The 23,914-nt window shown below is 45.5% G+C and carries 20 protein-coding genes; 7 read left to right on the forward strand and 13 right to left on the reverse strand.

The window, feature by feature from the left end:
• Positions 1 to 3: 3 nt before the first annotated feature.
• From ABXT60_RS10895 to ABXT60_RS10955, 13 genes are all read right to left on the reverse strand, one after another.
• The gene (locus ABXT60_RS10895; protein ID WP_443630172.1) at positions 4 to 1,554 is read right to left on the reverse strand and encodes a Re/Si-specific NAD(P)(+) transhydrogenase subunit alpha; all 1,551 of its coding nucleotides are present in this window, start codon (positions 1,552 to 1,554) and stop codon (positions 4 to 6) included.
• A gap of 310 nt (positions 1,555 to 1,864) precedes the next feature.
• Entirely contained in the window at positions 1,865 to 3,094 is a 1,230-nt protein-coding gene (locus tag ABXT60_RS10900; protein ID WP_443630173.1) for a Zn-dependent hydrolase, read from the reverse strand.
• Between the two features lie 48 nt (positions 3,095 to 3,142).
• The gene (preA, locus tag ABXT60_RS10905) at positions 3,143 to 4,441 is read right to left on the reverse strand and encodes an NAD-dependent dihydropyrimidine dehydrogenase subunit PreA (protein ID WP_443630174.1); all 1,299 of its coding nucleotides are present in this window, start codon (positions 4,439 to 4,441) and stop codon (positions 3,143 to 3,145) included.
• 11 nt (positions 4,442 to 4,452) lie between these two features.
• Positions 4,453 to 5,802: an NAD(P)-dependent oxidoreductase gene (locus ABXT60_RS10910; RefSeq protein WP_443630175.1), complete on the reverse strand. Its 1,350-nt coding sequence runs from the start codon at positions 5,800 to 5,802 to the stop codon at positions 4,453 to 4,455.
• 111 nt (positions 5,803 to 5,913) lie between these two features.
• Positions 5,914 to 7,359, reverse strand: a complete 1,446-nt coding sequence (gene hydA / locus ABXT60_RS10915; RefSeq protein WP_443630176.1) for a dihydropyrimidinase — start codon at positions 7,357 to 7,359, stop codon at positions 5,914 to 5,916.
• Positions 7,360 to 7,621: 262 nt separating this feature from the next.
• Positions 7,622 to 8,614 carry an ABC transporter substrate-binding protein gene (locus ABXT60_RS10920; protein WP_046481958.1) on the reverse strand — a complete coding sequence of 331 codons (993 nt, stop codon included), beginning with the start codon at positions 8,612 to 8,614 and terminating at the stop codon, positions 7,622 to 7,624.
• An 83-nt stretch (positions 8,615 to 8,697) separates the two neighbouring features.
• Entirely contained in the window at positions 8,698 to 9,861 is a 1,164-nt protein-coding gene (locus ABXT60_RS10925) for an ABC transporter permease (RefSeq protein ID WP_443630177.1), read from the reverse strand.
• Positions 9,851 to 10,756, reverse strand: a complete 906-nt coding sequence (locus ABXT60_RS10930) for an ABC transporter permease (protein WP_443630178.1) — start codon at positions 10,754 to 10,756, stop codon at positions 9,851 to 9,853. The genes ABXT60_RS10925 and ABXT60_RS10930 overlap by 11 nt, the downstream gene beginning before the upstream one ends.
• Positions 10,746 to 11,552, reverse strand: a complete 807-nt coding sequence (locus ABXT60_RS10935; RefSeq protein ID WP_443630179.1) for an ABC transporter ATP-binding protein — start codon at positions 11,550 to 11,552, stop codon at positions 10,746 to 10,748. Before ABXT60_RS10935 ends, ABXT60_RS10930 begins: the two co-directional genes overlap by 11 nt.
• A gap of 44 nt (positions 11,553 to 11,596) precedes the next feature.
• A complete protein-coding gene (locus ABXT60_RS10940) occupies positions 11,597 to 12,463 on the reverse strand; it encodes a nitrilase-related carbon-nitrogen hydrolase (protein ID WP_443630180.1) in 867 nt (288 codons plus the stop codon).
• Positions 12,464 to 12,902: 439 nt separating this feature from the next.
• Positions 12,903 to 13,613: a maleate cis-trans isomerase family protein gene (locus tag ABXT60_RS10945; protein ID WP_443630181.1), complete on the reverse strand. Its 711-nt coding sequence runs from the start codon at positions 13,611 to 13,613 to the stop codon at positions 12,903 to 12,905.
• Entirely contained in the window at positions 13,610 to 14,392 is a 783-nt protein-coding gene (locus tag ABXT60_RS10950; RefSeq protein WP_443630182.1) for an SDR family oxidoreductase, read from the reverse strand. The genes ABXT60_RS10945 and ABXT60_RS10950 overlap by 4 nt, the downstream gene beginning before the upstream one ends.
• A gap of 24 nt (positions 14,393 to 14,416) precedes the next feature.
• The gene (locus ABXT60_RS10955; RefSeq protein WP_443630183.1) at positions 14,417 to 15,442 is read right to left on the reverse strand and encodes an alcohol dehydrogenase catalytic domain-containing protein; all 1,026 of its coding nucleotides are present in this window, start codon (positions 15,440 to 15,442) and stop codon (positions 14,417 to 14,419) included.
• A 229-nt stretch (positions 15,443 to 15,671) separates the two neighbouring features.
• Between ABXT60_RS10955 and ABXT60_RS10960 the strand changes: the two genes are divergently transcribed.
• From ABXT60_RS10960 to ABXT60_RS10990, 7 genes are all read left to right on the forward strand, one after another.
• Complete coding sequence (locus tag ABXT60_RS10960) at positions 15,672 to 17,186, forward strand: aldehyde dehydrogenase family protein (RefSeq protein WP_443630184.1); 1,515 nt, start codon at positions 15,672 to 15,674, stop codon at positions 17,184 to 17,186.
• Positions 17,187 to 17,195: 9 nt separating this feature from the next.
• Positions 17,196 to 17,873: a GntR family transcriptional regulator gene (locus ABXT60_RS10965; protein ID WP_443630185.1), complete on the forward strand. Its 678-nt coding sequence runs from the start codon at positions 17,196 to 17,198 to the stop codon at positions 17,871 to 17,873.
• A gap of 119 nt (positions 17,874 to 17,992) precedes the next feature.
• Entirely contained in the window at positions 17,993 to 18,985 is a 993-nt protein-coding gene (locus tag ABXT60_RS10970) for a BMP family protein (RefSeq protein ID WP_443630186.1), read from the forward strand.
• Between the two features lie 93 nt (positions 18,986 to 19,078).
• Complete coding sequence (locus ABXT60_RS10975; protein WP_443630187.1) at positions 19,079 to 20,596, forward strand: ABC transporter ATP-binding protein; 1,518 nt, start codon at positions 19,079 to 19,081, stop codon at positions 20,594 to 20,596.
• Positions 20,593 to 21,687 (forward strand): ABC transporter permease, encoded by a 1,095-nt coding sequence (locus tag ABXT60_RS10980; RefSeq protein WP_443630188.1) that lies wholly within the window; start codon positions 20,593 to 20,595, stop codon positions 21,685 to 21,687. Before ABXT60_RS10975 ends, ABXT60_RS10980 begins: the two co-directional genes overlap by 4 nt.
• Positions 21,687 to 22,628 carry an ABC transporter permease gene (locus ABXT60_RS10985; protein ID WP_443630189.1) on the forward strand — a complete coding sequence of 314 codons (942 nt, stop codon included), beginning with the start codon at positions 21,687 to 21,689 and terminating at the stop codon, positions 22,626 to 22,628. Before ABXT60_RS10980 ends, ABXT60_RS10985 begins: the two co-directional genes overlap by 1 nt.
• The gene (locus ABXT60_RS10990) at positions 22,628 to 23,911 is read left to right on the forward strand and encodes an amidohydrolase family protein (protein WP_443630190.1); all 1,284 of its coding nucleotides are present in this window, start codon (positions 22,628 to 22,630) and stop codon (positions 23,909 to 23,911) included. Before ABXT60_RS10985 ends, ABXT60_RS10990 begins: the two co-directional genes overlap by 1 nt.
• Positions 23,912 to 23,914: the final 3 nt, after the last annotated feature.

Consider the following 23,914-nt stretch of genomic DNA (forward strand, 5'->3'; position numbering starts at 1 on the left):
CTCCTATTTCTGGAACATTTTTAACATGCGTTTGGTGACATAAAAGCCGCCAACGATGTTAATGGACGCGATGAGCACAGAGATCAAAGCAAGAATGGTGACAAGATTGAGCTCGTCACCTACCTGAAGCACAGCTCCCACAACAATAATGCCAGACACCGCATTGGTGATGGCCATCAATGGCGTGTGCAAGGCATGTTTGACGTTCCAAACCACGTAATAACCAATAATGCAAGACAACACAAACACTGTGAAGTGGCCTAGGAAGGCCACAGGTGCGTTCAGCGCTATCCAACCTATCAGTACAGCAATTGCTAGGCCTAAACCATATTTCACTGCCGCCGACATTTCCTGCTTAGAAGGTTCTATCGGCGCACTATCTTGCACTTTCTTTGGGGGTACTGCAGCCACTTGAATAGGGGGTGCTGGCCAAGTGACTTCACCATCCTTACTAATGGTCACACCACGCATGATGGGGTCTTCAAAATCGATCACCAACTGACCATCTTTTTCAGGGCAAAGCAGCTTTAGCAAATTTACTAGGTTGGTGCCGTAGAGCTGGGAGGCTTGGCTAGGCAGACGAGCGGGCATGTCTGTGTAGCCAATCACTTTCACTCCGTTAGCACTAGTGATCACTTTGCCAGGCTCGGTAAGGTCACAGTTGCCACCACCACCGGCAGCCAAATCTACAATCACGCTACCTGGGGTCATAGTAGACACCATTTCAGCAGTAATTAGCTTAGGTGCAGCTCTACCAGGAATCATAGCCGTGGTAATAATAATATCCACTTCTTTGGCTTGCTCAGCAAATAAGGCCATTTCAGCTTCAATAAAGGCTTTACTCATCACCTTCGCATAACCATCACCAGAGCCACTTTCTTCCTCTAATTCTACTTCTAGGAATTCAGCACCCATAGAGTTAATTTGTTCTTTTACTTCGGGACGGGTATCGAAGGCTCGCACTATGGCGCCTAAGCTACCGGCTGCACCCAATGCTGCTAGACCTGCAACACCTGCGCCTATAATCAACACTTTAGCAGGAGGCACCTTACCTGCAGCAGTGATTTGACCAGTGAAAAAACGGCCAAAATGATGGGCGGCTTCAATCACTGCGCGATAACCACCAATATTAGCCATGGAACTTAAGGCATCCATTGACTGTGAACGGGATATACGCGGCACAGACTCCATAGACATGGCAGTAATATTTCGCTGCGCAAGCTGCTTAAGCTGTTCTTCGTTCTGGGCAGGCGCCATAAAGCTGATTAAATGACCACCATTTTTGAGCAAGTCTAACTCATGGCAAGCTTGGCCAGGGTGCTCTAAAAGAGGGTTTACCTTAAGCACCAAATCACTTTGGTAAACTACTTTGGTGTTGGCGTTAATAGACGCTCCAGCAGCTTCGTATGATGCATCGTCAAAGTTAGCTGCATGGCCTGCGTTTGATTCAATACAAACATCAAAGCCAAGTTTTATTAATTGCTCTACTGTTTTGGGAGTGGCAGCGACTCGAGTTTCGCCCGCCATAGGCTCTTTGGGTATACCGATAAGCATGGAATTACCTGTGCGTGGGTAGAAAAAAATCTAGCTAAAGGATTCGTGTGTTTTATTACAACCTAGTTAAAAAACTGGGCTGATATAGGTGTATCAACAACGCCGATTAAACGCAATAAAAATACTGCAAACAAATTGCATACTGAATATATACAATAAATTTTTATAAGTATAGGCATATCCAATAGATAAGGGAGAGTTTAAACTAATGCATTAGTTTTTATCTGACGGCCAAAGTAGTTACAAATTCTACAGCTAAGCCATGCTACATACCGGCTTAGACTTGTAACTACCTTGGTCATATTCCTAGCTACATGGCTTGATTTAGCACGGCCTGAAACAATACATTACACCCTGCGGCAAGGTGTTCTTGCTTGGCATCTTCAAGCTCGTTATGGCTGATGCCATCCTTGCAAGGCACAAATACCATTGCTGTAGGTGCAACACGGGAGATATAACACGCGTCATGGCCAGCGCCACTGACGATGTCACAGTGACTATAACCTAAATCGACCGCAGCTTGGCGCACTGACGCCACACACGAGGGATTAAATGGAACCGGTGGAGAGTACCAGATTTGTTCAAATGCCATGGTCAAGCCCTGGCTTTTAATAATGGCGTCGCAGCCTGCCCTTAGCTCCTCATTCATTGCCGACAAAGTAGCATCGTCAGGGTGGCGGATATCTACGGTAAAAAATACTTCTCCTGGAATGACATTGCGTGAATTGGGAAAGGATTGAATCAAGCCCACAGTAGAGCAAGCCAAAGGTGCATACTTTAAGCCTATTTCGTTCACCAAGGTGATCACTTTTGCGGCACCCACTAATGCGTCTTTGCGGGTTTTCATTGGTGTTGGTCCAGCATGAGACTCTTGGCCAGTTAACGTAACTTCATACCACCGTTGGCCTTGAGCATCTGTCACTACACCTATGGTGAGGTCTTCATGTTCAAGTATTGGGCCTTGCTCTATGTGGGCTTCAAAAAAGGCTTTAATTGGGCGCTCACCCATAGGTTCTTTGCCATCATAACCAATTCGCTTTAGTTCTTCACCCATGGTTAACCCATCTAGATCAGCGCGACTAAGGCCGTATTCTAAATCAAATACACCCGCAAAAACGCCAGAAGCAACCATAGCTGGAGCAAAGCGAGAACCTTCTTCGTTGGTCCAAACACTGGCTTCAACAGGCGCTCTGGTGGTGATATTTTGATCGTTAAGGCTGCGGATAACCTCTAACCCAGCCAGTACACCATAGACACCGTCAAACTTACCACCTGTGGGCTGGGTGTCTAAGTGACTGCCCATAACCACAGGAGCCATAGTGGGATCACTTCCTTCACGGCGAGCAAATATGTTCCCCATCTGGTCAATTTTAATGGTGCAGCCAGCGGCTTCGCACCAGCTGACAAACAAATCACGGGATTGTTTGTCTAAATCGGTCAACGCTAGGCGGCAACACCCGCCCTTTTCAGTTGCTCCAATTTTGGCCATTTCCATGAGACTGTCCCATAACCTTTGTCCGTTTGTATTGATATTAGACATTTTACCTTTCCTATAGTTATTGGTTGCTGCGCCTACCGTTGGTCTCACCTAACCCACGGGGTTATTTGGGTGTTGAGTCCAATTTTGATAATGGGCACTGACTAGCTCACCGGTACGGGCATCCACTTCTCCGGTATCAAGCTCACGTAAAGTAATGCAATTTTCAACAGGGCAAACAACAACACATAGATTACATCCTACACAGTCTTCATCCTTGACTTGGAAACCACGTTCTCCATTAATTTCAGTGCTAATTGCCTGATGGGAGGTGTCTTCACAAGCAATATGGCAACGGCCACATTTAATACAGGAATCCTGATCTATTTGCGCCTTTACCACGTAATTTAGATCCAACTTATTCCAAGAAGTTACCGTGGGAACTGCAGCACCAATTAATTGATCTACACTGGTCATTCCTTGCTCAGCTAGGTAACGACTTAAACCATCAATCATATCCTCAACAATACGGAAGCCATAGGTCATTACGGCTGTACATACCTGCACATTACTCGCCCCTAAAGCCATAAATTCCGCCGCATCGCGCCAATCAGTAATACCGCCAATGCCAGAAATTGGAATATTATTGCACTCTGTATCCCGTGCTATCTCGCTTAGCATGTGTAAGGCAATAGGTTTTACTGCTGGGCCACAATAGCCTCCATGAGAGCCTTGCTGGCCCACAGATGGGGACATTTTTAGCTGATTGAGATCTACACCCATAACTGAATTAATGGTGTTGATCAGTGATACTGCATCAGCACCACCACGCACTGCGCCTCGTGCAGAGGTGCGAATATCCGTAATATTAGGGGTTAGCTTTACTATGGTTGGCAAATCAGAATATTGTTTACACCAAGCGGCTACCATTTCGACATATTCAGGCACTTGGCCAACAGCAGCGCCCATACCACGTTCTGACATGCCATGAGGGCAGCCAAAATTGAGTTCGATACCATCAGCCCCAGTATCCTCAACTCGCCGCAAAATATCTATCCAAGCTTGCTCCTCACAGGGCACCATGAGTGAGACCACAACCCCACGATCGGGCCAGTCTTTCTTGACTTGAATGATTTCAGCTAAGTTGATTTCTAGGTCACGGTCAGTAATGAGCTCAATGTTATTTAAGCCCATCAGTGTACGGTCTTTGCCGTGCCATGCACCATAGCGCGGGCCACTCACATTAACTAATGGAAGGCCTGCTTCGCCTAAGGTTTTCCACATAACACCACCCCAGCCCGCTTCAAAAGCTCGGTTTACGTTATAGGCTTTGTCGGTTGGCGGCGCTGAAGCCAGCCAAAAAGGATTAGGCGTTTCAATACCAATAAAATTGGATTTTAAGTCAATCATGATAGTCTCCTTTATGCTTGGCTTTGCGTTAATGTTTTATCAATAGATAGGGCAGCAAGTTTACCGTCTTGCACGGCACTTACAGCTAAGTCATCACTGCCAGCGACACAATCGCCACCTGCCCAGATGCCTAGTTGAGAGGTGCGCAATTCGTTGTCTACATCATATTTGCCACTGGTTTTGACAAATTCAGTGGTGCCCATATTAATGGGAGTTAAGCTCTGCCCAATGGCTTTAAACAACATGTCTGTTGGTGTGATATAGGTTTCATTTCCCTCAACATTAGCCTTTTTAAACTCAACACCAGTGATTGTTCCCTGCTCTATTTGCAAGCTAACAGGTTTAGCCCAGTGAGCAATATGAACACCTTCGTTAAGGGCAAATTCTTGCTCCTCAATACTGGCGTTCATATGTTCCTTACCTCGGCGGTAGGCCATAGTGACATTAGCTGCACCAAGGCGTTTAATTTGTATGGCGATGTCGATGGCTGTCATACCACCGCCAATAACGACTACATCCTGACCGACGGGCAGTTGCCCTAAATCTTTGGCCTGTCTGAGTTGATGAATATAATCTACCGCATTAAGCACCCCAGATGCGTCTTCTCCATCTAACTGTATGTCTTTACTAGTGCCTAAACCTACACCCATAAACACAGCATCATGGTTAGTTTGGAGTTCTGCAACACTAACGTCTTTACCTACTTTAATGCCATGCTTTATGCTAATTCCACCAATGGAGAGAATATTTTCAACTTCTTTTTGAGCATAATCCCCAGCCATTTTATAGGCGGCAAGGCCATATTCATTAAGTCCCCCAGATTTCTCCTGAGCTTCGTAAATAACCACGTCATGGCCTAAAGTAGCTAAGCGGTGGGCACAAGAAAGCCCTGCTGGCCCGGCACCCACAACGGCTACTGAATAACCAGTTGCAGCCTTACGCGTAAAAAATTTAGCACCTAATTCACTAGCCCGATCAGTAGCAAATCGTTGTAACAAGCCAATTTGAATCGGTCGATCATCTTCAGTATTTCTAACACAAGCGTCTTCACATAAGGTTTCCACGGGACAGGCTCTAGCACATGTGCCACCCATGATATTTTCTGACAAAATTTTCCCAGCCGCTCCTACTTCATTCTTTTCACTAATCATGCGAATAAAACTAGGCACATCAATATCTGTTGGGCATGCAGTCTGGCACGGCGCACCGTAGCAGTAATAGCATCTGTCAGCTTCAACTATAGCGCTTCGAGCATCAAGGGGGGTATGTATATCAGAAAAGTTAGTCTGGTAATCTGCTTCGCTTAGGCGGTGCCCTGCAGGCACAGATTGGCCAGCGCTGTTGGAAGTAAGTGCAGTCACAGTAGTGATCCTCAATTTTATTATTGGTAACACTTGGCAAAATTAAGCCAAAGCATTGCTAATGGGCTGCCATATGGGAGCCCAGAAAGTAATCCGTTCTACAATTTTGGTTTAGCTATCTCGGTCGACGGAGAATGGCGGATCCATATCTCGCATTTTTCCAATAGCGTCAAAATAAGGCGCAAAAGGCGGTCGTTTGATGTAATTACCTGCCCCACGCACTACGTTGAGCTTGCCGTTGCAATACACAAGCTTACCCTGACTAATAGTGTGGGAAGGAATGCCCGTCACTTCCATGCCTTCAAAAATGTTGTAATCCACATTTTGATGGTGAGTTTTAGCTGAAATGGTTTTCTTGCCCTTAGGGTCCCACACAACAATGTCTGCGTCAGAACCCTCAGCAATAGCACCCTTGCGTGGGTACATATTAAAAATTTGTGCTGCATTAGTGGAGGTTACTTTAACAAACTCATTCATGGTTAAACGCCCTGTATTAACCCCAGCATTCCACAACACCTCCATGCGATTTTCTACGCCACCAGTGCCATTAGGAATTTTAGTGAAATCATCTTTACCCGCCGCCTTTTGGTCTGCACAGAAACAGCAGTGATCTGTGGCAGTGGTTTGCAAATTACCCGATTGAAGCCCTTTCCATAGGGCATCTTGGGCTTTTTTAGGCCTAAAAGGAGGGCTCATGACATGGGCAGCAGCCACGTCAAAGTCTTTATTTTTGTATACCGAGTCATCAATCAAAAGGTGGCCAGCTAGTACTTCACCAAACACTCGCTGACCTTCGCTTCGTGCTCGAGTGACCGAATCTAGGGCCTCTTCTGTGGATACATGGACCAGGTACACAGGTGTCTTTAAGGCTTGGGCAATACGGATTGCTCGATTAGCCGCTTCTCCCTCTACTTCTGGAGGCCTAGACTGTGGATGGCCTTCTGGGCCGGTAATACCCATAGCCAACAGCTTTTTCTGTAGCTGATACACCAGCTCTCCATTTTCAGCATGCACTGTAGGCAACGCACCTAAATCCCACGCTTTGCTGAAACTGTTAACCAAAATCTCATCATCAGCCATGATGGCGCCTTTGTAGGCCATAAAATGCTTAAAACTATTAACACCATGCTCTTTTACTAAGGTTTCCATGTCTTGCGCAACACTTTCGTCCCACCATGTGACAGCCACATGAAACGCATAATCAGATACCGATTTTTCAGCCCATTCGCGCCATTGATGAAACGCTGACATGAGCGAAGTCCCTGGGGCTGGGATAACAAAATCGATAATACAGGTGGTGCCACCAGCAAGCCCGGCGGCAGTGCCTGAGTAGAAGTCTTCACTAGCTACAGTGCCCATAAACGGCAGTTGCATATGAGTGTGTGGGTCAATACCACCTGGCATCACATATTGGCCTGCTGCATCAATAACTTCAGTACCCCCAGGAACAGTAAGATCTGCACCAACTTTGGCTATTTTGCCATCAACACAGTAAACATCGGCCATAAAGCTTTGGTCAGCAGTAACAACTGTGCCACCTTTAATTAATAAAGACATAGTAAAACTCCTTAATCTTTAACACTTAATGGTGGACATTAAATAGGCCCTTCACTAAGTTAGTTGTTGTTGTTATTTAAGCGATACTCACTAACAAGTAATTAGAATAACGGTTCTTACTTCATTTTTAACAATGTTTTACCAAATGGTCAAGAACTAATTGACCCTTTGGTAAAATTTTATTAACAAATTAATACTGAGGAGGCTATTATAGGAATATCTAAAACAACCCCCTCATTGGTTTGCAAGTTAAGCTAATCGCTTAAAAAGCAGCATCCCAAACTTGGTGAGTCCAAGCACCTTTTGGCATAGAGGATATTACTGGGTCAGAACCCCCATTCATTAAGGTCTCAACAGTGCGCTGATAGTCAGCTGTCGATAACTTACCACCATTCATAGTGAGCTTATTAACCTCAGCCATCATACGACGCTGATGCTCTTCTGTTTGCGCACCCGTTTCATCGTTTTCTAAAACGATATCAGCAGCGGCATCAGGATTAGCTCTAGCCCATTCCCAGCCTTTCATGGAGGCACGAACAAAACGAGCCATCTTATCAACGAAGGCAGCATCTGCTAGGTTCTTTTCAAGCACATACAAACCATCTTCTAAAGTTGCTACGCCTTGGTCTTCATACTTGAAGTTTACCAATTCATCGGCATCCAACCCGGCATCAATAATTTGCCAGTACTCGTTATAAGTCATAGTAGACACACATTCTGCTTGTTTTTGCAAAATAGGATCTACGTTGAAGCCTTGTTTTAGTACACTAACACCGCCGGCGCTGCCATCAATAGCTAAACCCAACTTACCCATCCAGCTTAAGAATGGATACTCGTTACCATAAAACCAAACCCCTAATGTTTTATCTTTTAGGTCGGCTGGCGAGGTGATGCCACTGTCTTTACGACACGTGAGCATCATGCCTGAGTTTTTAAATGGCTGCGCAATATTAACTAGCGCTAAACCTTTTTCCCTGGACGCTAGGGCCGAAGGCATCCAGTCTACCACTACGTCTGCACCACCACCGGCAATCACCTGTGGGGGAGCCACATCTGGCCCACCTGGCTTAATCGTTACGTTAAGGTCTTCTGCATCATAAAAACCTTGATCCTGGGCTACAAAGTAGCCGGCGAACTGGGCTTGTGTTACCCACTTAAGCTGCAGGGTTACATCATCTGCCGCGTGCACTAAGCTGCTTGATGCAGCGAGGGTTAGCCCAGCTATTAAACTGCTTATCTTGTACTTATTTTTCATTACTTTACCTCCAACGGTTTATAAACGTTACTCTAAAAGAGCATATTCAATCATCATCCTACTTAATAAAAACTACTTTTTAATTAATGATGGGCCTTCCTGAAAGATGCGTGCCAAAAGGTGACCCGCCTTTCTAACAAAGCTAAAACACCATAAAATGTTGACCCAGCCAAAGCTGCAACGGCAATAGATGCCCACACCATTTCAATATTCATACGTCCTACTTCGGTAGATATACGGAACCCCATTCCCACAATAGGGGTACCAAAAAACTCAGCTACAATGGCGCCAATTAAGGCTAGTGTTGAGTTTATTTTTAATGCGTTAAAAACAAACGGAAGTGCGTTAGGTAATCGCAGCTTAAAGAAGCTTTGCCAGTAGGTCGCTCCATAGGAGCGCAGTAGATCTTTTTCCATAGCATCGGATTCACCCAGCCCAGCAATGGTATTCACCAGCATAGGGAAAAAAGTCATAATAACCACAACAGCCACTTTAGATTGCCAGTCAAAACCAAACCACATCACCATAATGGGTGCAATACCTACTATTGGAATAGCACTAACGAGGTTACCCACGGGCAATAAACCACGCCGCAGAAAAGGTATTTTATCAGCCACCACAGCAACGCTAAAGCCAACAAAGTTACCTAATAAAAAGCCTGGAATAACTGCTTTAATGACTGTTTGGTTGAAGTCTGCAGCCAAAGTAGGAATAGATGAAACAATGGCTTCTCCCACCACACTTGGAGCGGGTAACAGTACATGAGGGATAGCAAAGCCTATGGCTGCAAGCTCCCATAAACTGATAAACCATGCACCTAATAAGGCTGGAATCATTAAGTTAATGAACCCTTGTGCCTTATTACCAAAAAGTCTTATTGTTGCTAAAAATTTCATACTAGCCCAAACACACAGGCCTATGGCAATAACCAGCGACCAAAAGCCAAATTGTGTCTGCCCTGCAAGTTCGGCGTGTTTAACCACACTGGTGACTTGCCATAGCGCTATCAGCGTTAATGCAGTAACCAGAAACGCCCTAGGTAATAGTTGATTGACTAATGTAAGGCCTGCCAGAGCACATAGCGCCACTGTCAACAACAAGATCAACCAATCTAAATGCTGCCAAGCATTCACACCCATGGTTTCAGCTGAACTGGCTGCCCAAGGTAACGTAAGTGCCAACAACGAAAGCAGTAATGCTAAGCCACAGGACGAGCTTAAACGATGCAACATAGAGCTAGAGTTCATTACTAATCTCCTGTCCACCAGCGAGTCGGTAGCATACTTTGCGCTCAATTATGCCCAGTATAGAAACCAAACTGGCAGACATTACTGCAGCAACAATTAAAGACGCCCAGATGAGGTTTGTTTGGCCATAATAAGAACCAGACAGTAAACGCGCACCCAAACCAGCCTGCCCTCCCGTGGGCAATTCGGCCACTATAGCCCCTACTAAACTTAGGGCAATAGCCACTTTAAGGCTAGCAAACAGAAACGGCACTGCCGATGGCAGCCGTAAACGCCAAAACACCTGCCATTTACTGGCACTGTAGGTGTTTAATAAATCCACTAACATCGGCTGTGGTGAGCGTAAGCCCTTTACCATACCCACAGCGACAGGAAAAAAGCATAGGTACATAGATATGAGTGCTTTGGGGAGCAACCCACTAATGCCCATGGCACCAAAAACCACAATAACCATAGGCGCCAGGGCCAGTATAGGTATCGTTTGGGAGGTGATGATCCACGGCATCAAGCTTTTATCTAAGGTCTCAACATAAACGATACCCACCGCTAAACTAATGCCCAAGCCTGCGCCCAATACAAACCCCAAAAGAGTGGAGGACAAGGTAATACCTGCATGAAACACTAAGCTTCGTTTAGAGGTGACATTTTTGTCAATAATAGTAGTTTTTAATTCTGCTAAAATTTGGTGAGGCGATGGCAATACAGCTCGCTTCATGTTCCAGCTATCGGTTGCTAATTGGGTAAAACTCCAATCTATACCCTTTTTTTCATAACGATCAATAATTTGAGGGCTATTAAGGTTTATAGCACCCGCATACCAAATCATGATAATAGCTAAGATCACAGTAACTACTGGAATGGTAGAGCTAGGCTTACGCCCGATGCTAGTCGTCATAATTGTGCCCTGCTGCTAATCCAGCACGCACTCGCTGGGCAATAGCTAAAAATTCTGGCGACTCTCGAATATCTAAGGTTCTATCTGCAGGTAAATTACAATCAATAATGTCGATAATACGGCCAGGCCTTGGAGACATCACCACAATGCGGCTGGATAAGAATACAGCTTCAGGTATTGAGTGAGTGACAAATACGACAGTTTTTTTAGTTTGCTGCCATAAACGCAGTAACTGGTCGTTTAGATGGTCTCGAGTGATCTCATCTAGAGCGCCAAAGGGCTCATCCATAAACAACAGTTGAGGCTCCACACTCAGCGCACGGGCAATAGAAACACGCTGCTGCATGCCTCCAGAAAGTTGCCAAGGGTATTTAGCTTCAAAGCCAGACAAACTTACCAACTGTAAATATTCCTGTGCCAATTTTTGCCGCTGATCCTTGTTGTAACCCATAATTTCTAACGGCAGTAGCACATTGTCTTGCACCGTGCGCCACGGCAGTAGTGCAGGGGCTTGGAATACATAGCCATAAGCTCTTTGTTTACGCGCCTCAGCAGGCGACATACCATTGACTAGTACTGATCCGCTGGTCGGTTTCTCTAGGTCAGCTAACACCCTCATTAAGGTTGTCTTGCCGCACCCAGATGGACCAATAAAGGAAACAAACTCACCAGCATTGATGCTTAAATCCACGTTAGACAACGCTTTAACAACCCCATCTTTTGTGTGGAAGTCTAAACAAACCTCTTTAACCTCGACCACATTATTTGTCGCTGTGTTTGTGCTGGCTAAATTCAATGTAAAAGCTCCTTGTTATAATTATATTTGGTACAGGTCACTCATTAATTTAAATCAGTAAGTGGGGTATAGGTTTCTGGGCGGCGGTCTCGAAAGAACTGCCACCCATCACGCACTTCTCTCACCATATCCATATCAATATCATGAATCAATAATTCATCTTCTGTGGCGCTGGCTTGAGCTTCTATTTGACCACGAGGGTTTACGAAATAGCTGGAACCATAAAACTCGCCAATATTCCATGGCGCTTCTGTGCCAACTCGGTTAATAGCCGCAATATAAACACCATTAGCAGCTGCTGATGCAGGTTGTTCCAGTTCCCATAAGTATTTGGAGATCCCTTCAACAGTGGCAGAAGGATTGTAAATAATTTCCGCGCCTTTAAGTGCTAATGCCCGCCAACCCTCAGGGAAGTGTCTGTCATAACAAATATAAACACCGACTTTGCCATAGGCTGTGTCGAACACTGGCCAATTTGAAGCGCCCGGTTTAAAAAAGAATTTTTCCCAAAAACCACCCACATGAGGGATATGAGTTTTGCGATACTTACCAAGGTAGGTGCCGTCAGCGTCGATTACTGCAGCAGTATTGTAGTAAACCCCAGGCATTGCTTCTTCGTATATTGGTACGATAATAACCATCTGATACTTCTTGGCATATTCGCACATTAAATTGGTAGTGTGGCCGTTAGGAATAGCCTCAGCCGCGCTATACCAGCGCTTATCCTGGCTAGGGCAAAAGTAGGGCTGAGTAAAGACTTCCTGAAAACAAAGTATCTGTACGCCTGCCTCACCCGCTTTGTCAATTAATGGAGCGTGGGCCTCTAACATTAGGTCCCGGATTTTTTCAGGTGACATGCTAGTGTCACCTTTAAGGCCCATTTGAATTAGGCCAGATTTTATTATTGTCATGTACATCACCTATTAGGTTAGGATCATTAAATAGTGATAAGAATCAACTAAAGTGCAACTTGCATTGAAAATAAATGGATCACACTACTCTAACTTTTTAACAAAAATTGACCAGTTGGTCAATAGAATTATGGCCCAACTTCAAAAAAACCAATGAATCATTGAGTCTTATAAACTGGAATCTTTTAAGAAAGCTAGCCTTTCATATAACGTGTTTTTAGAAACTTACTTCGTATCATTTCTGTGAAGTCTGCATTGACTAATGCTATTATCGTGCCAAATTAAAAACTTTTATAAAACAGAACTATATGTAGCTTTGATGACCTCAGGAAAAATCTAAACGCACCATTTATAGAGCACATGTAATGGCCTTATGCTGTATTTTGCACCACTATAGCCCGTTATCTATAGGGCAGAAGCGACCACTATTCAATCGATTTCAAACACGAGCTTCGGCTAGACGCAGACCCGCTTCTAAGGTAACTATTGCGCTATCAAATACTGGAATTCCAAGCTCATCACTGAGTTTTTCAGACACCCTCGCCCCACGCATATTAGTGCACATGATGAAAATAATATCAGGCCGTTTTTTAGCGACATCTCTAACCATTTGTGTAATTACATACTCCTCAATAGCGGCAAAATCACTACTGATCGAACCCCCATAATGCCTCTGAGCTAAGCAGGTAAACCCCATAGAAGCGTAATTTTTCATAATGCGTTGCTGAACATCAAAGGTGTAGGGAGTGACCAGCCCAAAGGTTTTTGCATTGCAGGCGTTAAAAAGTTGATTCATTTCAAGGGTGCAGCTGCCTGAAGGAATGCCTGTAGCGTTTTCAAGCAAATCACACAACCTTGCATCATGATCCGCACCAAGCCAGCTGGCTGACGTGCCACCCCAGACAATACTGTCAACACCTGCATCACAGAGTAATTGTGCCGCATCAATTTGTTTCTCCATACTGAACTGATCGAACGACTGCTGGTTAAGGGTCACATCAATGACCCTAAGCCGAGAGAAATGCGCCGTGGATTGGTTGTTGGAAAACAGACGCGCGGACAAGGGCTCAAGCACAGTGTTTGAGGATGGAATCAAAATACCAACGCGCTTTATAGTGTCGTAACGATGATTGAGGCTTGAATAGGTCAAATGATAGACCGACGCGAAGCGATGCCGCCGTCAACAGTAAAAATGGACCCTGAGGTATAACCAGACCGAAAAGATGATAAGAAAACAATCAGATCTGACACTTCATGCTTATGAGCTGGGCGGCCGAGTGGGTAGTTTGCTTCTAACTGAGTAAATTTACTGGCATCACCTAGGTCGTTTGCTGCACGTTTTTTAAGCATATTGTAAATACGATCAGTATTTACTGGGCCAGGGTTGACGCCCACAACACGAATATTATCGTCTAAGCTGTGCCCACCAAGAGCCCGGGTAAACGCCATCAAACTAGCATTACCAGTGGTGCCCGCGATGTATTTTGGATCATATACCTCACCACCATTGCCAATATTGTTGATAATTACCCCCTCTCCAGCTGCCTGCATTTTTTTATAAAACAACCGGCACAAGTTGATGTATCCCATCACTTTAAGATCCCAGCCTTTACGCCAAGCGGCTTCATCCACGTCCCAAAGAGTGCCACTTGGAATAGCCCCAGCATTATTAACAAGAATGTCGACTTTACCTACACTTTCCGACAGTGCTTCACAAGCACCACTGAGAGTTAGGTCGGAGGGATGGCAGTTTACGGTAACTCCATGGGTATCTTGAATATGAGTTTGGAGTTGTTTAAGCTTATCAGCACTTCTTGCAGTGAGGTGCAAGTTCACTCCTTCAGATGCAAACACATTAGCTAAATGCTCTCCTATTCCCATGGAAGCGCCAGTAATTAGCGCTGTTTTTCCTGTAAGTTTTAAGTCCATAATAAAGCCTTTCAGTAGTCTTATTTAATGGAAGTCTAATACTGTTCGCCCTGCGGCCTTGCCTGCTTGCAGGTCGGCAAGGGCAATATTGACCTCATCTAGCGATCTAGTACTGATCACGCCTTTAATTTTTCCATTTGCTGCAAGTTGCAAGAGTTCACTCATTTCCTGCCGGTTTGACGCAGAGCTACCAATCACTTGCAGTCCACGCTCGATAAGTTCGTGGGCGTAAAAAGCAAGTTGATCGGCTGGAACGGCTGTCAAAACAATCTTTGCTCGTGGTTTACAAACAGCCAGCATTAAAGGCCAAGTAGCCCCAACTGGCGCAAAGTTAACACAGCCATCCGCACCGCCAAGAGCTTTAATCAATGCAATTGAATCGATATTGGCAACCACTACCTCATCAGCACCCAGCTTTTTAGCCATCTCTAATTTATTCTGGTCAACATCGACCGCAATGACCCTCATGCCAGATTGTTTAGCAATTTGAATTGCGTATTGACCCAAACCACCAAGGCCAAATATTGCCACAGTATCACCTGCTTTAAGGCCTGATTTCTTTAACGAAGCGTAGGCTGCAGAACCTGCACACATTAAAGGTGCAGCTTCAATAGCAGATACATTGTTGGGAATAGCAGTGGCCCAATCTTGGCGAAGGCATACATACTCAGCAAAGCACCCACTCACTGAGTAGCCCGTGGCATCAAAGTCAGCGCAATAGTTCTCACCCCCTGTGTGGCACTCCCTACAGTGACCACAAGCACTGTATACGTATCCAATACCAACACGGTCACCAATGTTAAACCGACCGTTAGGTGTGCCTACTTCTACCACTTGACCAACCCCTTCGTGCCCCATAATTAAAGGCAGTGGATTGGGTGAGGCGTGATCCCCCCTATGAATGTGCACATCTGTAAAACAGACTCCACTAGCTTCAATTTTGACCAATATTTCCCCTGCTCTGGGGCTTGGGCGCGCAACAGTTTTTACTTCAAGTGGCGCGCCATATTCGGTCAACAACGCGGCTCTCATGGTTTTATCTGCAGGCATCACGCTTCTCCTTTTATTATTTGGTATACCAATAATACATATTTGGTATATTACACTAGCATATTATCTAAAATACTGCCTAGTAGTTTAATATTTTATCCATAGGTGCCAATTTATATCTGTAATATTATATTTGGTATACACTATTTAGAAATTGGTACTTTTATTTAAATCTCTCCATAGCGTATTAACCAAGCGGTTGTTACTTTATTAACCAGAAGGAAAGATAATGTCGAGCATCGTAAAAGAGTTTTTGATACCCGGAACAAACAAAGGCCTGTTTTATGGTGGCCAATTTCGCGCCTCAACATCAGGGTCTGAAATAACCGTTTTGGATCCCGCTAGGGGAATACCATTTACGACCGTACCTAATGGCAATGCTGAAGACATTCGAGCTGCCGTATCTGCCGCAAGCGCTGCATTTCCCGCTTGGGCGGGATTAGATGCCCTAGACCGGGGCAGATACCTTAGAGCGTTTGCCGAGATTATTAGGCAAAATATTTCATTGCTAGCAGTGCTGGAATCCAAAATAACAGGGCGGGCATTGCGTGAAATGAATGCACAAATGTCGCGTATACCCGAATGGTTAGAGTATTACGCCGGTATAGCTCCAGGTTTGGAGGGAGAGGCAAACTATGTCAAGGGAGATTATGTCACTTTGACTCAATACGAGCCATTGGGACCAACAGCCTTGCTGACACCCTGGAACCACCCTGTACTTATTCTGGTCAAAAAGCTGTCTGCTGCGCTGGCAGCAGGAAATACCTGCGTAATTAAACCCTCCGAGCTAGCCCCTGTCTCGGCGCTAGTCATCGCCGCTCTTGCTACTGAAGCTGGATTACCAGATGGCGTAGTTAATGTGGTCACTGGAGATGCCACAACAGGTGAGGCTCTTTGTATGGCTGACGACATTCACTTCATTGACCTTACTGGGGGCACTTCAACTGGCAGAAAGGTTGCAAGCGTGGCGGGCAAAAGGTTAATCAGGACAACAATGGAACTGGGAGGCAAAACGCCTGTTGTCGTTTGCGAAGATGCAGATATTGATGCAGCTGTTGCTGGTGTTTTGTTTTCTGCCTTCGTTGCATCTGGTCAAACCTGTGTTGCTGGGTCTCGCATTATTGTGCACGAGTCTATTTACGATGAGTTTGCCAAAAGACTGGCTCAAAGAGCAGATCAAATACGGCTGGGCGACCCCATGGACGAAAGCACACAAATGGGTCCCGTGATCTGTCGCAAATCACTTGATCGATGCAAAGCGTTTATTAAGACAGCAAAAGCCCAAGGCGCCAGACAAATTTCTGGGCTAGATCTTTTAGAGCTTGATGGCGAGTTAATTAATGGGTTTTATATACGCCCTACGGTATTTGCTGACGTTAAAGCAGACCACACTTTGTTTCTTGACGAGGTTTTTGGCCCCGTTATATCACTTACTAAGGTCAGCAATGATGAAGAGGCCATTAATTGTGCCAATGCAGGTGATTTTGGCCTTGGCGTTTCCATTTGGTCCCGAGATATTGGCCGGGCTCATAGATTATCAAAAAAAATCAGAGGTGGCGTCATCTGGCTCAATGACCACCATCGTAATGACCCTAGGTCTGTATGGGGCGGAGTCAGAGATAGTGGCTTCGGTAAAGAAAATGGTTGGGACGCTCTGCGCGCCTATCTGACAAAAAAATCTATCGTAATCCGTACTCAAGAGGGCTACGATGACTGGTTTAAGGATGGACAAAGGTATGGGTGATACAGCACCATGAGCGGCACAGAAAAGCGCAAGGCAAAGCTTATTGCAACTGCGATTGAAGCACGAATAATAAAACGTGAATTAAAGCCTGGAGACCGGCTTCCTGAAAGGTTACTTGCTGAAGAATTTGGTGTTTCACGAACCCCAGTGCGTGAAGCAATCAGGCAACTTGTTGAAACTCGATTAGTCACTGATAATGGCCGGCGTGGAGCGCTCGTGGCGTCCTTGAGCATTTCTGAATTACTTGATGCCTTTTTGGTTGTTGCAGAACTTGAAGGCCTTGCTGCCAGACAAGCAGCAAAGAGAATGCGCCATGAACAAATTATTAAAGCCTTCGATGCCAATGCCCTTTGCCAAAAGGCCGCTGCAGTAAAGGATACAGAAACGTTCAATGCTATGAATATGGTTTTTCATAACTTGATTATTGAGGGTTCACACAATGCAATGTTGCAGAGCCAGCTCAGCACAGCTCGTATAATTACTTTCCCATATCGGCATTATGTGTCCAGCTTGCCTGGCTACATGGCTCAATCAGTTGATGAACATGATGCTCTACTCAAAGCAATATCAAACTCCCAAGGGGACGCTGCTTACCAGCTAATGCGTGATCATGTTCGGCTTCAGGGGGAACAAATTGAAGATGTAATTCATCACCTAGAAAGGCAAAATAGTGGCACCACTGAATAATGAAACCCCCACTGCTGATAGTGCTAAAGCGCCCAAGAATTTTGTGAAAAGTTGACCGCTTGGTCAGTTTATGCTTAAGTAATCATTCAATAAAAATAAATTAATGTGAGGGTTGTATTATGAAGTTAATGTATTTAGTGTCAAAGGCACGCATGCTAATAGCTGCAGTTGCTTTTGGTTTGATATTATCACCAGCCGTAGTCGTTGCTGGCACTATTAAAGTGGCTGGAATTTTCACCCTACCGGTTGAACAACAATGGATAAGTCGCATCCATATTGCCCTTAGTGCAGCTGAAAAACGTGGTGAAATTGAGTATGTATATTCTGAAAATGTCTCCAATACAGACTACGAGCGCGTGATGCGAGAGTATGCTGAGCAAGGAGTAGACCTTATCGTTGGTGAAGTTTTTGGTCTTGAGCGCGCAGCTCGTAAAGTCGCTGCCGACTATCCTGAGACAGCCTATTTGATGGGTTCTTCTTTTGCACCACAGGCGCCAAACTTTTCTGTATTTGATAACTTCATCCACGAACCTGCCTACTTATCAGGCATGGCTGCTGGCGCAGTTAGTGAGTCAAATATAATTGGCATGGTGGGTGGCTATGCTATTCCTGAAGTTAATCGGCTAATGCATGCGTTTATGGCAGGTGCCCGTGAAGTCAATTCTGATGTCACTTTTCTAGTGAACTTTCTTGATAGTTGGTACGACCCCCCAAAGGCTAAAGAAAGTGCGTTTGCAATGATAGATGCCGGGGCTGATGTAATGTATGCCGAACGCTTTGGTGTAGCTGATGCAGCTGTTGAACGTGGTAAAAAAGCCATAGGCAACGTTATTGATACCGCCAGCGATTACCCTGGAACTATTTTAGCTTCAGCCCTTTGGCATATGGAAGCTACTATTGATACTGCCGTTAGTGCAGTAGCAGATGGCTCATACACTGCTGATGACTACAGCCAATATAGCTATATGGCACATAATGGTGGTTCCCTTACTATTGATAAAACGTTAGTGCCTGCCAATATCGTTGCTGCTATAGCAGCTAAAGAAGCTGCTATTCGCAATGGCAGCTTTGTTGTTACTATCAATGATGAGACTCCTGTATCAGATAATTGATATTGGGCTGTTTTGTGTATCAAAATCCTGTTGGGTGATTCGTTTCACCTAATGGGATTTTTTATCCCTCCTTCTTGCTAGTGGATGTTCCCTATGATCAATGACACGGTGCTTTCTCTCAATAAACTGAGCAAGCGATTTGGCACAGTGGTGGCCAATGAGTCGGTCACTATCAACTTAAAACGTGGAGAGATTCTGTCGTTGCTAGGAGAAAATGGTGCTGGAAAAACCACGTTAATGAATATGCTTTTTGGCCACTACATGCCAGATTCTGGCAGTATCCAAGTCGCTAACACACAAGGCCAACTTAAGCCTTTGACCTTAGGCCACCCTCAAGCCGCACTAGATGCCGGTATTGGCATGGTCCATCAACACTTTACCCTTGCGGAAAACTTATCTGCTATAGATAATATTTTACTCGGCTCTGAAAATTTATTTGCCTGGCGCCGTTCCATGGGCACTGCACGCCAAAAAATCAAAGATATCATGCATCGCACAGGCTTAAATGCCCCCCTTGATACTATCGTAGGTAAGCTCTCTGTGGGTGAGCGTCAGCGGGTAGAAATCCTCAAAGCACTGTATCGTGATGCGCGCATATTAGTCTTAGATGAACCCACAGCTGTTTTAACACCACAAGAAGCCGACACACTGTTTGCCAATATAGACATCATGGCTAAAGATGGATTGTCAGTAATATTCATATCTCATAAATTACGTGAAGTGCTGGCTTTTTCCCATCGTATCGCAGTGTTAAGGCATGGAAAAAAAGTAGGCGAAATTGCTACTAAAGATGCAGACGAGAAAATAATTTCTCAATTAATGGTAGGTGCTGATACACCAGCAACCCCACGCGAACCTCTAACGATTGGCGCACCAGTGCTTCAGTTAACTCACCTCTGTGCAGCAGGTACTAGTGCTCGCAGTAGCCTAGAAGGTATAAATTTGACTGTGTCTGCCAGCGAAATAGTAGGCATTGCTGGCATTTCTGGTAATGGACAGTCTACTCTAGCCAAGGTGATTTCTGGTTTAACCAAGCCCACTTCAGGTGAACTTGCAATTGATAACCAACCGATACATAAATTTACGCCTACTAGCCTGCTAAAATCTGGGGTAGGCAGAATACCTGAAGACCGTCATCATGATGGTATTATAGGCGCGATGAGCGTGGCTGAAAACTTAGCAATTGAACGTCTGGACAGCAGTGACATTCAGCAGTTTGGCTTTTTACGTGATCAAGAACTCAAATTAAATGCTCAAAACTTAAGCCAAAAATATGATATTCGTGGGCCCGGTATTGAAGCTCAAACACGCTTGCTGTCAGGTGGAAATATCCAAAAACTCATACTGGCAAGGGTTTTTGAAGCATCTCCAAAACTTATTTTGGCTAATCAACCCACTAGAGGTCTAGATATGGGAGCTGCTAGCGAAGTAGGAAAACGACTGTTACAGGCACGTAAACGAGGTGCTGGCGTATTATTAATTTCAGAAGACCTAGACGAGTTACTGGCTTTGTCAGATCGAATTATCATCATGCATGACGGTGAGTTGCACGCGGCCCCAAGCAATAACCGAGCACAAATAGGATTACTCATGGCGGGAGAAGTCTCATGATTCGCATAGAACCTAGGGAAGCTCCCTCGCGCCGCCTAACCATTGGCGTCCCAGTTGCCTCTGCGCTACTTGCGCTGTTGCTTGCAGCCATACCTTTGACCTTTGCAGGTGCCAATATAGTCGAAGCTTACCAAGAAATGGCTAAAGGTATCTTTGGCTCAATGTTCGCCTTTACAGAAATGCTTACCCGCGCAACCCCTCTTATATTTACTGGTTTAGCTGCCACTTTGGCATTTCGGGCTAAACTTTGGAATATCGGTGCTGAGGGGCAGCTTTACTTAGGCGCCATGGCCGCTGTAATTGTAGGAACGGGCTGGGTTGACGGCCCTCCCATGCTTTTAATTCCGATGATTTTAATTGCCGGTGCGTTGGCTGGAGCGCTTGGCATGGCTGGCCCAGCTTATTTAAAAACCCGTTTTGGTGCAGATGAGGTAGTGACCACACTATTACTTAACTTTATTATCTTAATATTTATCCAGATGATGCTCGAGGGCCCTCTAAAAGACCCTATGGGTATGGGGTGGCCACAGTCTAGCCCAGTGGTAGACAATGCTTTGTTGCCCCAGATACTGCCGCGTATGCGCCTGCACTATGGCTTAGTCATTGCTCTGGTGGCCGCTGTAATAGCCCACATAATGCTATCTAAAAGCGTATGGGGGCTGAAACTTAGAGCAGTGGGTGAAAATGCCGCCGCCGCTTTGCACGCAGGCATTGGCGTAAAACGGACTTTGATGAGTGCAGCGCTTATTTCTGGCGCGCTAGCAGGGTTAGCTGGTGTGAGTGAAGTAGCAGGCTTGCGCGGTTACCTAACCACCGACTTATCTCCTGGATATGGCTACACTGGCATTGTGGTAGCCATGCTTGCTGGATTGTCTCCTCTGGGTGTGGTGATTGCTGCGCTATTTATAGCCTCAGTATTTGTGGGAGCCGATACCATGAGTCGTGCCATGGGAGTGTCTAGCTATTTAGCTGACTTAGTGGTGTCCATGTCGCTAATCTGTGTCTTAATTGGTGGTTTTATTGCCCGTTTCACAATTAAGATGACGCCGTCAAATAAAAAAGCATCCGCCACAGACTCTGGAGCTGCGTAATGGAAATATTAGAAATCTTGCTCAGTGAAAATTTTTGGGCCGCTGCTTTGCGTATCGCAACACCATTAATTTTTGGCGTTTTAGGCGCTCTTATTTGTGAAAAATCAGGTGTTTTAAACTTAGGCATTGAAGGCATTTTTGCTGCTGGCGCTATGGCGGGATGGATGGCTGTTTGGCTGGGCGCGGGCTTGTGGACTGGGTTACTTTGTGCCGCTTTAACGGGGGCTTTTTTTGGCCTCATTCACGCCATTTTAACCGTGCCATTAGGGCTGTCACAGCACGTGTCAGGTTTAGGCATCACCATGTTTGCTACTTCGGTGAGTTATTTTACCTACCGCACTGCCCTGCCCCAGGTGAGCAGCCCACCCCGTATTGAACCATTCCAACCCCTTGATATTCCAATACTCTCAGATATCCCTTTCTTAGGGCCGGTATTATTTCAACAAACAGCAATGACTTGGTTGGCGCTATTTTTGGTGGCTTTAGTATGGTGGGTATACAACCGCACACCCTTAGGCCAAGCTTTACGTGCCGTAGGCGACAACCCCAACGCTGTTGATGCACAAGGGTTGTCAGTCTATGGCCTGCGCATGGGGGCCATTGTAGCGGGTTCTGCATGCATGGCTCTAGGTGGAGCCTTCCTTACCATGTCAGCTTTTGATGCTTTTTTCTTCGGCATGGTCAACGGCCGTGGTTGGATCTGTATAGCTCTTGTTATATTTGCCAGTTGGCGTCCAGGAAAAGCTTTATTAGGGGCTCTCTTGTTTGGCGCTTTTGATGCATTTCAAGTACGCTTACAAACTGAGGTAGGAGCGTTTGTGCCCTCCCAAGTCTTCTTAATGGCGCCTTATATACTTTCGATACTTGCCTTGGTGATCGTTGCACGCCGTGCAGAATATCCCCGCGCTCTTCTAACACCGTGGTTCAAAGGACAACGCTAATGAATTTTGACCTTGTTATTAAAAATGCATGTTTACAGGATGGGCGCCGCAATATTGATGTGGCTTGCTCCAACGGTATTATAGTTGCTGTTAAGCCTAACATTGAAGCCTCCGCCACCTTGGTGGTCGATGCCAAAGATCAGCTTTTAAGCCCGCCGTTTGTGGACCCTCATTTCCATATGGATTCAACCTTATCCCTAGGGCAACCACGCATGAACATGTCGGGCACACTGTTAGAGGGTATTGCATTGTGGGGGGAGTTAAAACCAAAGCAAAGTGTGGATGATATCATTAACCGCGCCATACACTATTGTGACCTTGCCGTAGCAATGGGCATTGGTGCTATTCGCAGCCATGTAGATGTGTGTGATAACGAATTGAAAAGTGTTACAGCGATGCTTGAAGTACGTCGCTTAGTAGCCCCTTATTTAGATCTTCAACTAGTTGCTTTCCCACAAGATGGTTTATTACGTGATAAGAATGCCCATGAAAATCTTATTCGAGCACTGGACTTGGGCATAGATGTTGTCGGTGGAATCCCCCATTTTGAACGCACTGCCCAAGAGGGCACATTATCCATAAAGATCCTATGCGAGCTGGCAGCTGAACGCGGGTTGCGGGTAGATATGCACTGTGATGAGTCAGACGATCCCCACAGTCGCCATGTAGAAACCCTAGCTAGTGAAACCCTCCGCTTGGGTTTGCAAGGGCGAGTAGCCGGCTCTCATCTTACGTCAATGCACTCCATGGACAACTATTATGTTTCCAAGCTGCTGCCATTGTTAGCCGAAGCCGAATTACACGTCATTCCTAATCCACTGGTTAACATCATGTTGCAAGGTCGCCATGACAGCTACCCCAAACGCCGTGGTCAAACCCGTGTGCCAGAACTTAAGGCTGCTGGCGTGAATGTTGGTTTTGGTTCTGACTGTATGATGGACCCATGGTATTCCATGGGTAGAGCAGACATGCTGGATGTCGCAAGTATGGGATTGCATGTCGGCCAGCTATCTAGCCGAACAGACATGGCATGGTGTTTTGACGCTGTTAGTTATAACTCTGCAGCCATTATGGGATTACAAGGCTATGGTATTGTTGAAGGAGGACAGGCCAATATGGTGCTGTTACAGGCCAATGATCCAATTGAAGCCATCCGTTTAAAAGCCACACGTCTGATGGTTTTTCGTCAAGGAAAGTTGGTTGCTCAAACCCCTGCTAGCCATACCAAGCTTCAATTGCCAGGCCGTCCTGCGCTTGTGGATCCAGCTAAGCCATTGTTTTAGCCT

Origin of the sequence: Candidatus Njordibacter sp. Uisw_056 (assembly GCF_047730085.1) — a bacterium.
In the GTDB taxonomy this organism is placed as follows: Bacteria; Pseudomonadota; Gammaproteobacteria; order Pseudomonadales; family Balneatricaceae; genus Njordibacter.

Excerpts from the sequence above, each read along its gene's own strand:
- ABXT60_RS10895 (WP_443630172.1), bottom strand. The coding sequence starts at position 1,554 with ATGCTTATCGGTATACCCAAAGAGCCTATGGCGGGCGAAACTCGAGTC.
- ABXT60_RS10900 (WP_443630173.1), bottom strand. The coding sequence starts at position 3,094 with ATGTCTAATATCAATACAAACGGACAAAGGTTATGGGACAGTCTCATG.
- preA (WP_443630174.1), bottom strand. The coding sequence starts at position 4,441 with ATGATTGACTTAAAATCCAATTTTATTGGTATTGAAACGCCTAATCCT.
- hydA (WP_443630176.1), bottom strand. The coding sequence starts at position 7,359 with ATGTCTTTATTAATTAAAGGTGGCACAGTTGTTACTGCTGACCAAAGC.
- ABXT60_RS10920 (WP_046481958.1), bottom strand. The coding sequence starts at position 8,614 with ATGAAAAATAAGTACAAGATAAGCAGTTTAATAGCTGGGCTAACCCTC.
- ABXT60_RS10925 (WP_443630177.1), bottom strand. The coding sequence starts at position 9,861 with ATGAACTCTAGCTCTATGTTGCATCGTTTAAGCTCGTCCTGTGGCTTA.
- ABXT60_RS10930 (WP_443630178.1), bottom strand. The coding sequence starts at position 10,756 with ATGACGACTAGCATCGGGCGTAAGCCTAGCTCTACCATTCCAGTAGTT.
- ABXT60_RS10940 (WP_443630180.1), bottom strand. The coding sequence starts at position 12,463 with ATGACAATAATAAAATCTGGCCTAATTCAAATGGGCCTTAAAGGTGAC.
- ABXT60_RS10950 (WP_443630182.1), bottom strand. The coding sequence starts at position 14,392 with ATGGACTTAAAACTTACAGGAAAAACAGCGCTAATTACTGGCGCTTCC.
- ABXT60_RS10955 (WP_443630183.1), bottom strand. The coding sequence starts at position 15,442 with ATGCCTGCAGATAAAACCATGAGAGCCGCGTTGTTGACCGAATATGGC.
- ABXT60_RS10960 (WP_443630184.1), top strand. The coding sequence starts at position 15,672 with ATGTCGAGCATCGTAAAAGAGTTTTTGATACCCGGAACAAACAAAGGC.
- ABXT60_RS10965 (WP_443630185.1), top strand. The coding sequence starts at position 17,196 with ATGAGCGGCACAGAAAAGCGCAAGGCAAAGCTTATTGCAACTGCGATT.
- ABXT60_RS10970 (WP_443630186.1), top strand. The coding sequence starts at position 17,993 with ATGAAGTTAATGTATTTAGTGTCAAAGGCACGCATGCTAATAGCTGCA.
- ABXT60_RS10975 (WP_443630187.1), top strand. The coding sequence starts at position 19,079 with ATGATCAATGACACGGTGCTTTCTCTCAATAAACTGAGCAAGCGATTT.
- ABXT60_RS10980 (WP_443630188.1), top strand. The coding sequence starts at position 20,593 with ATGATTCGCATAGAACCTAGGGAAGCTCCCTCGCGCCGCCTAACCATT.
- ABXT60_RS10985 (WP_443630189.1), top strand. The coding sequence starts at position 21,687 with ATGGAAATATTAGAAATCTTGCTCAGTGAAAATTTTTGGGCCGCTGCT.
- ABXT60_RS10990 (WP_443630190.1), top strand. The coding sequence starts at position 22,628 with ATGAATTTTGACCTTGTTATTAAAAATGCATGTTTACAGGATGGGCGC.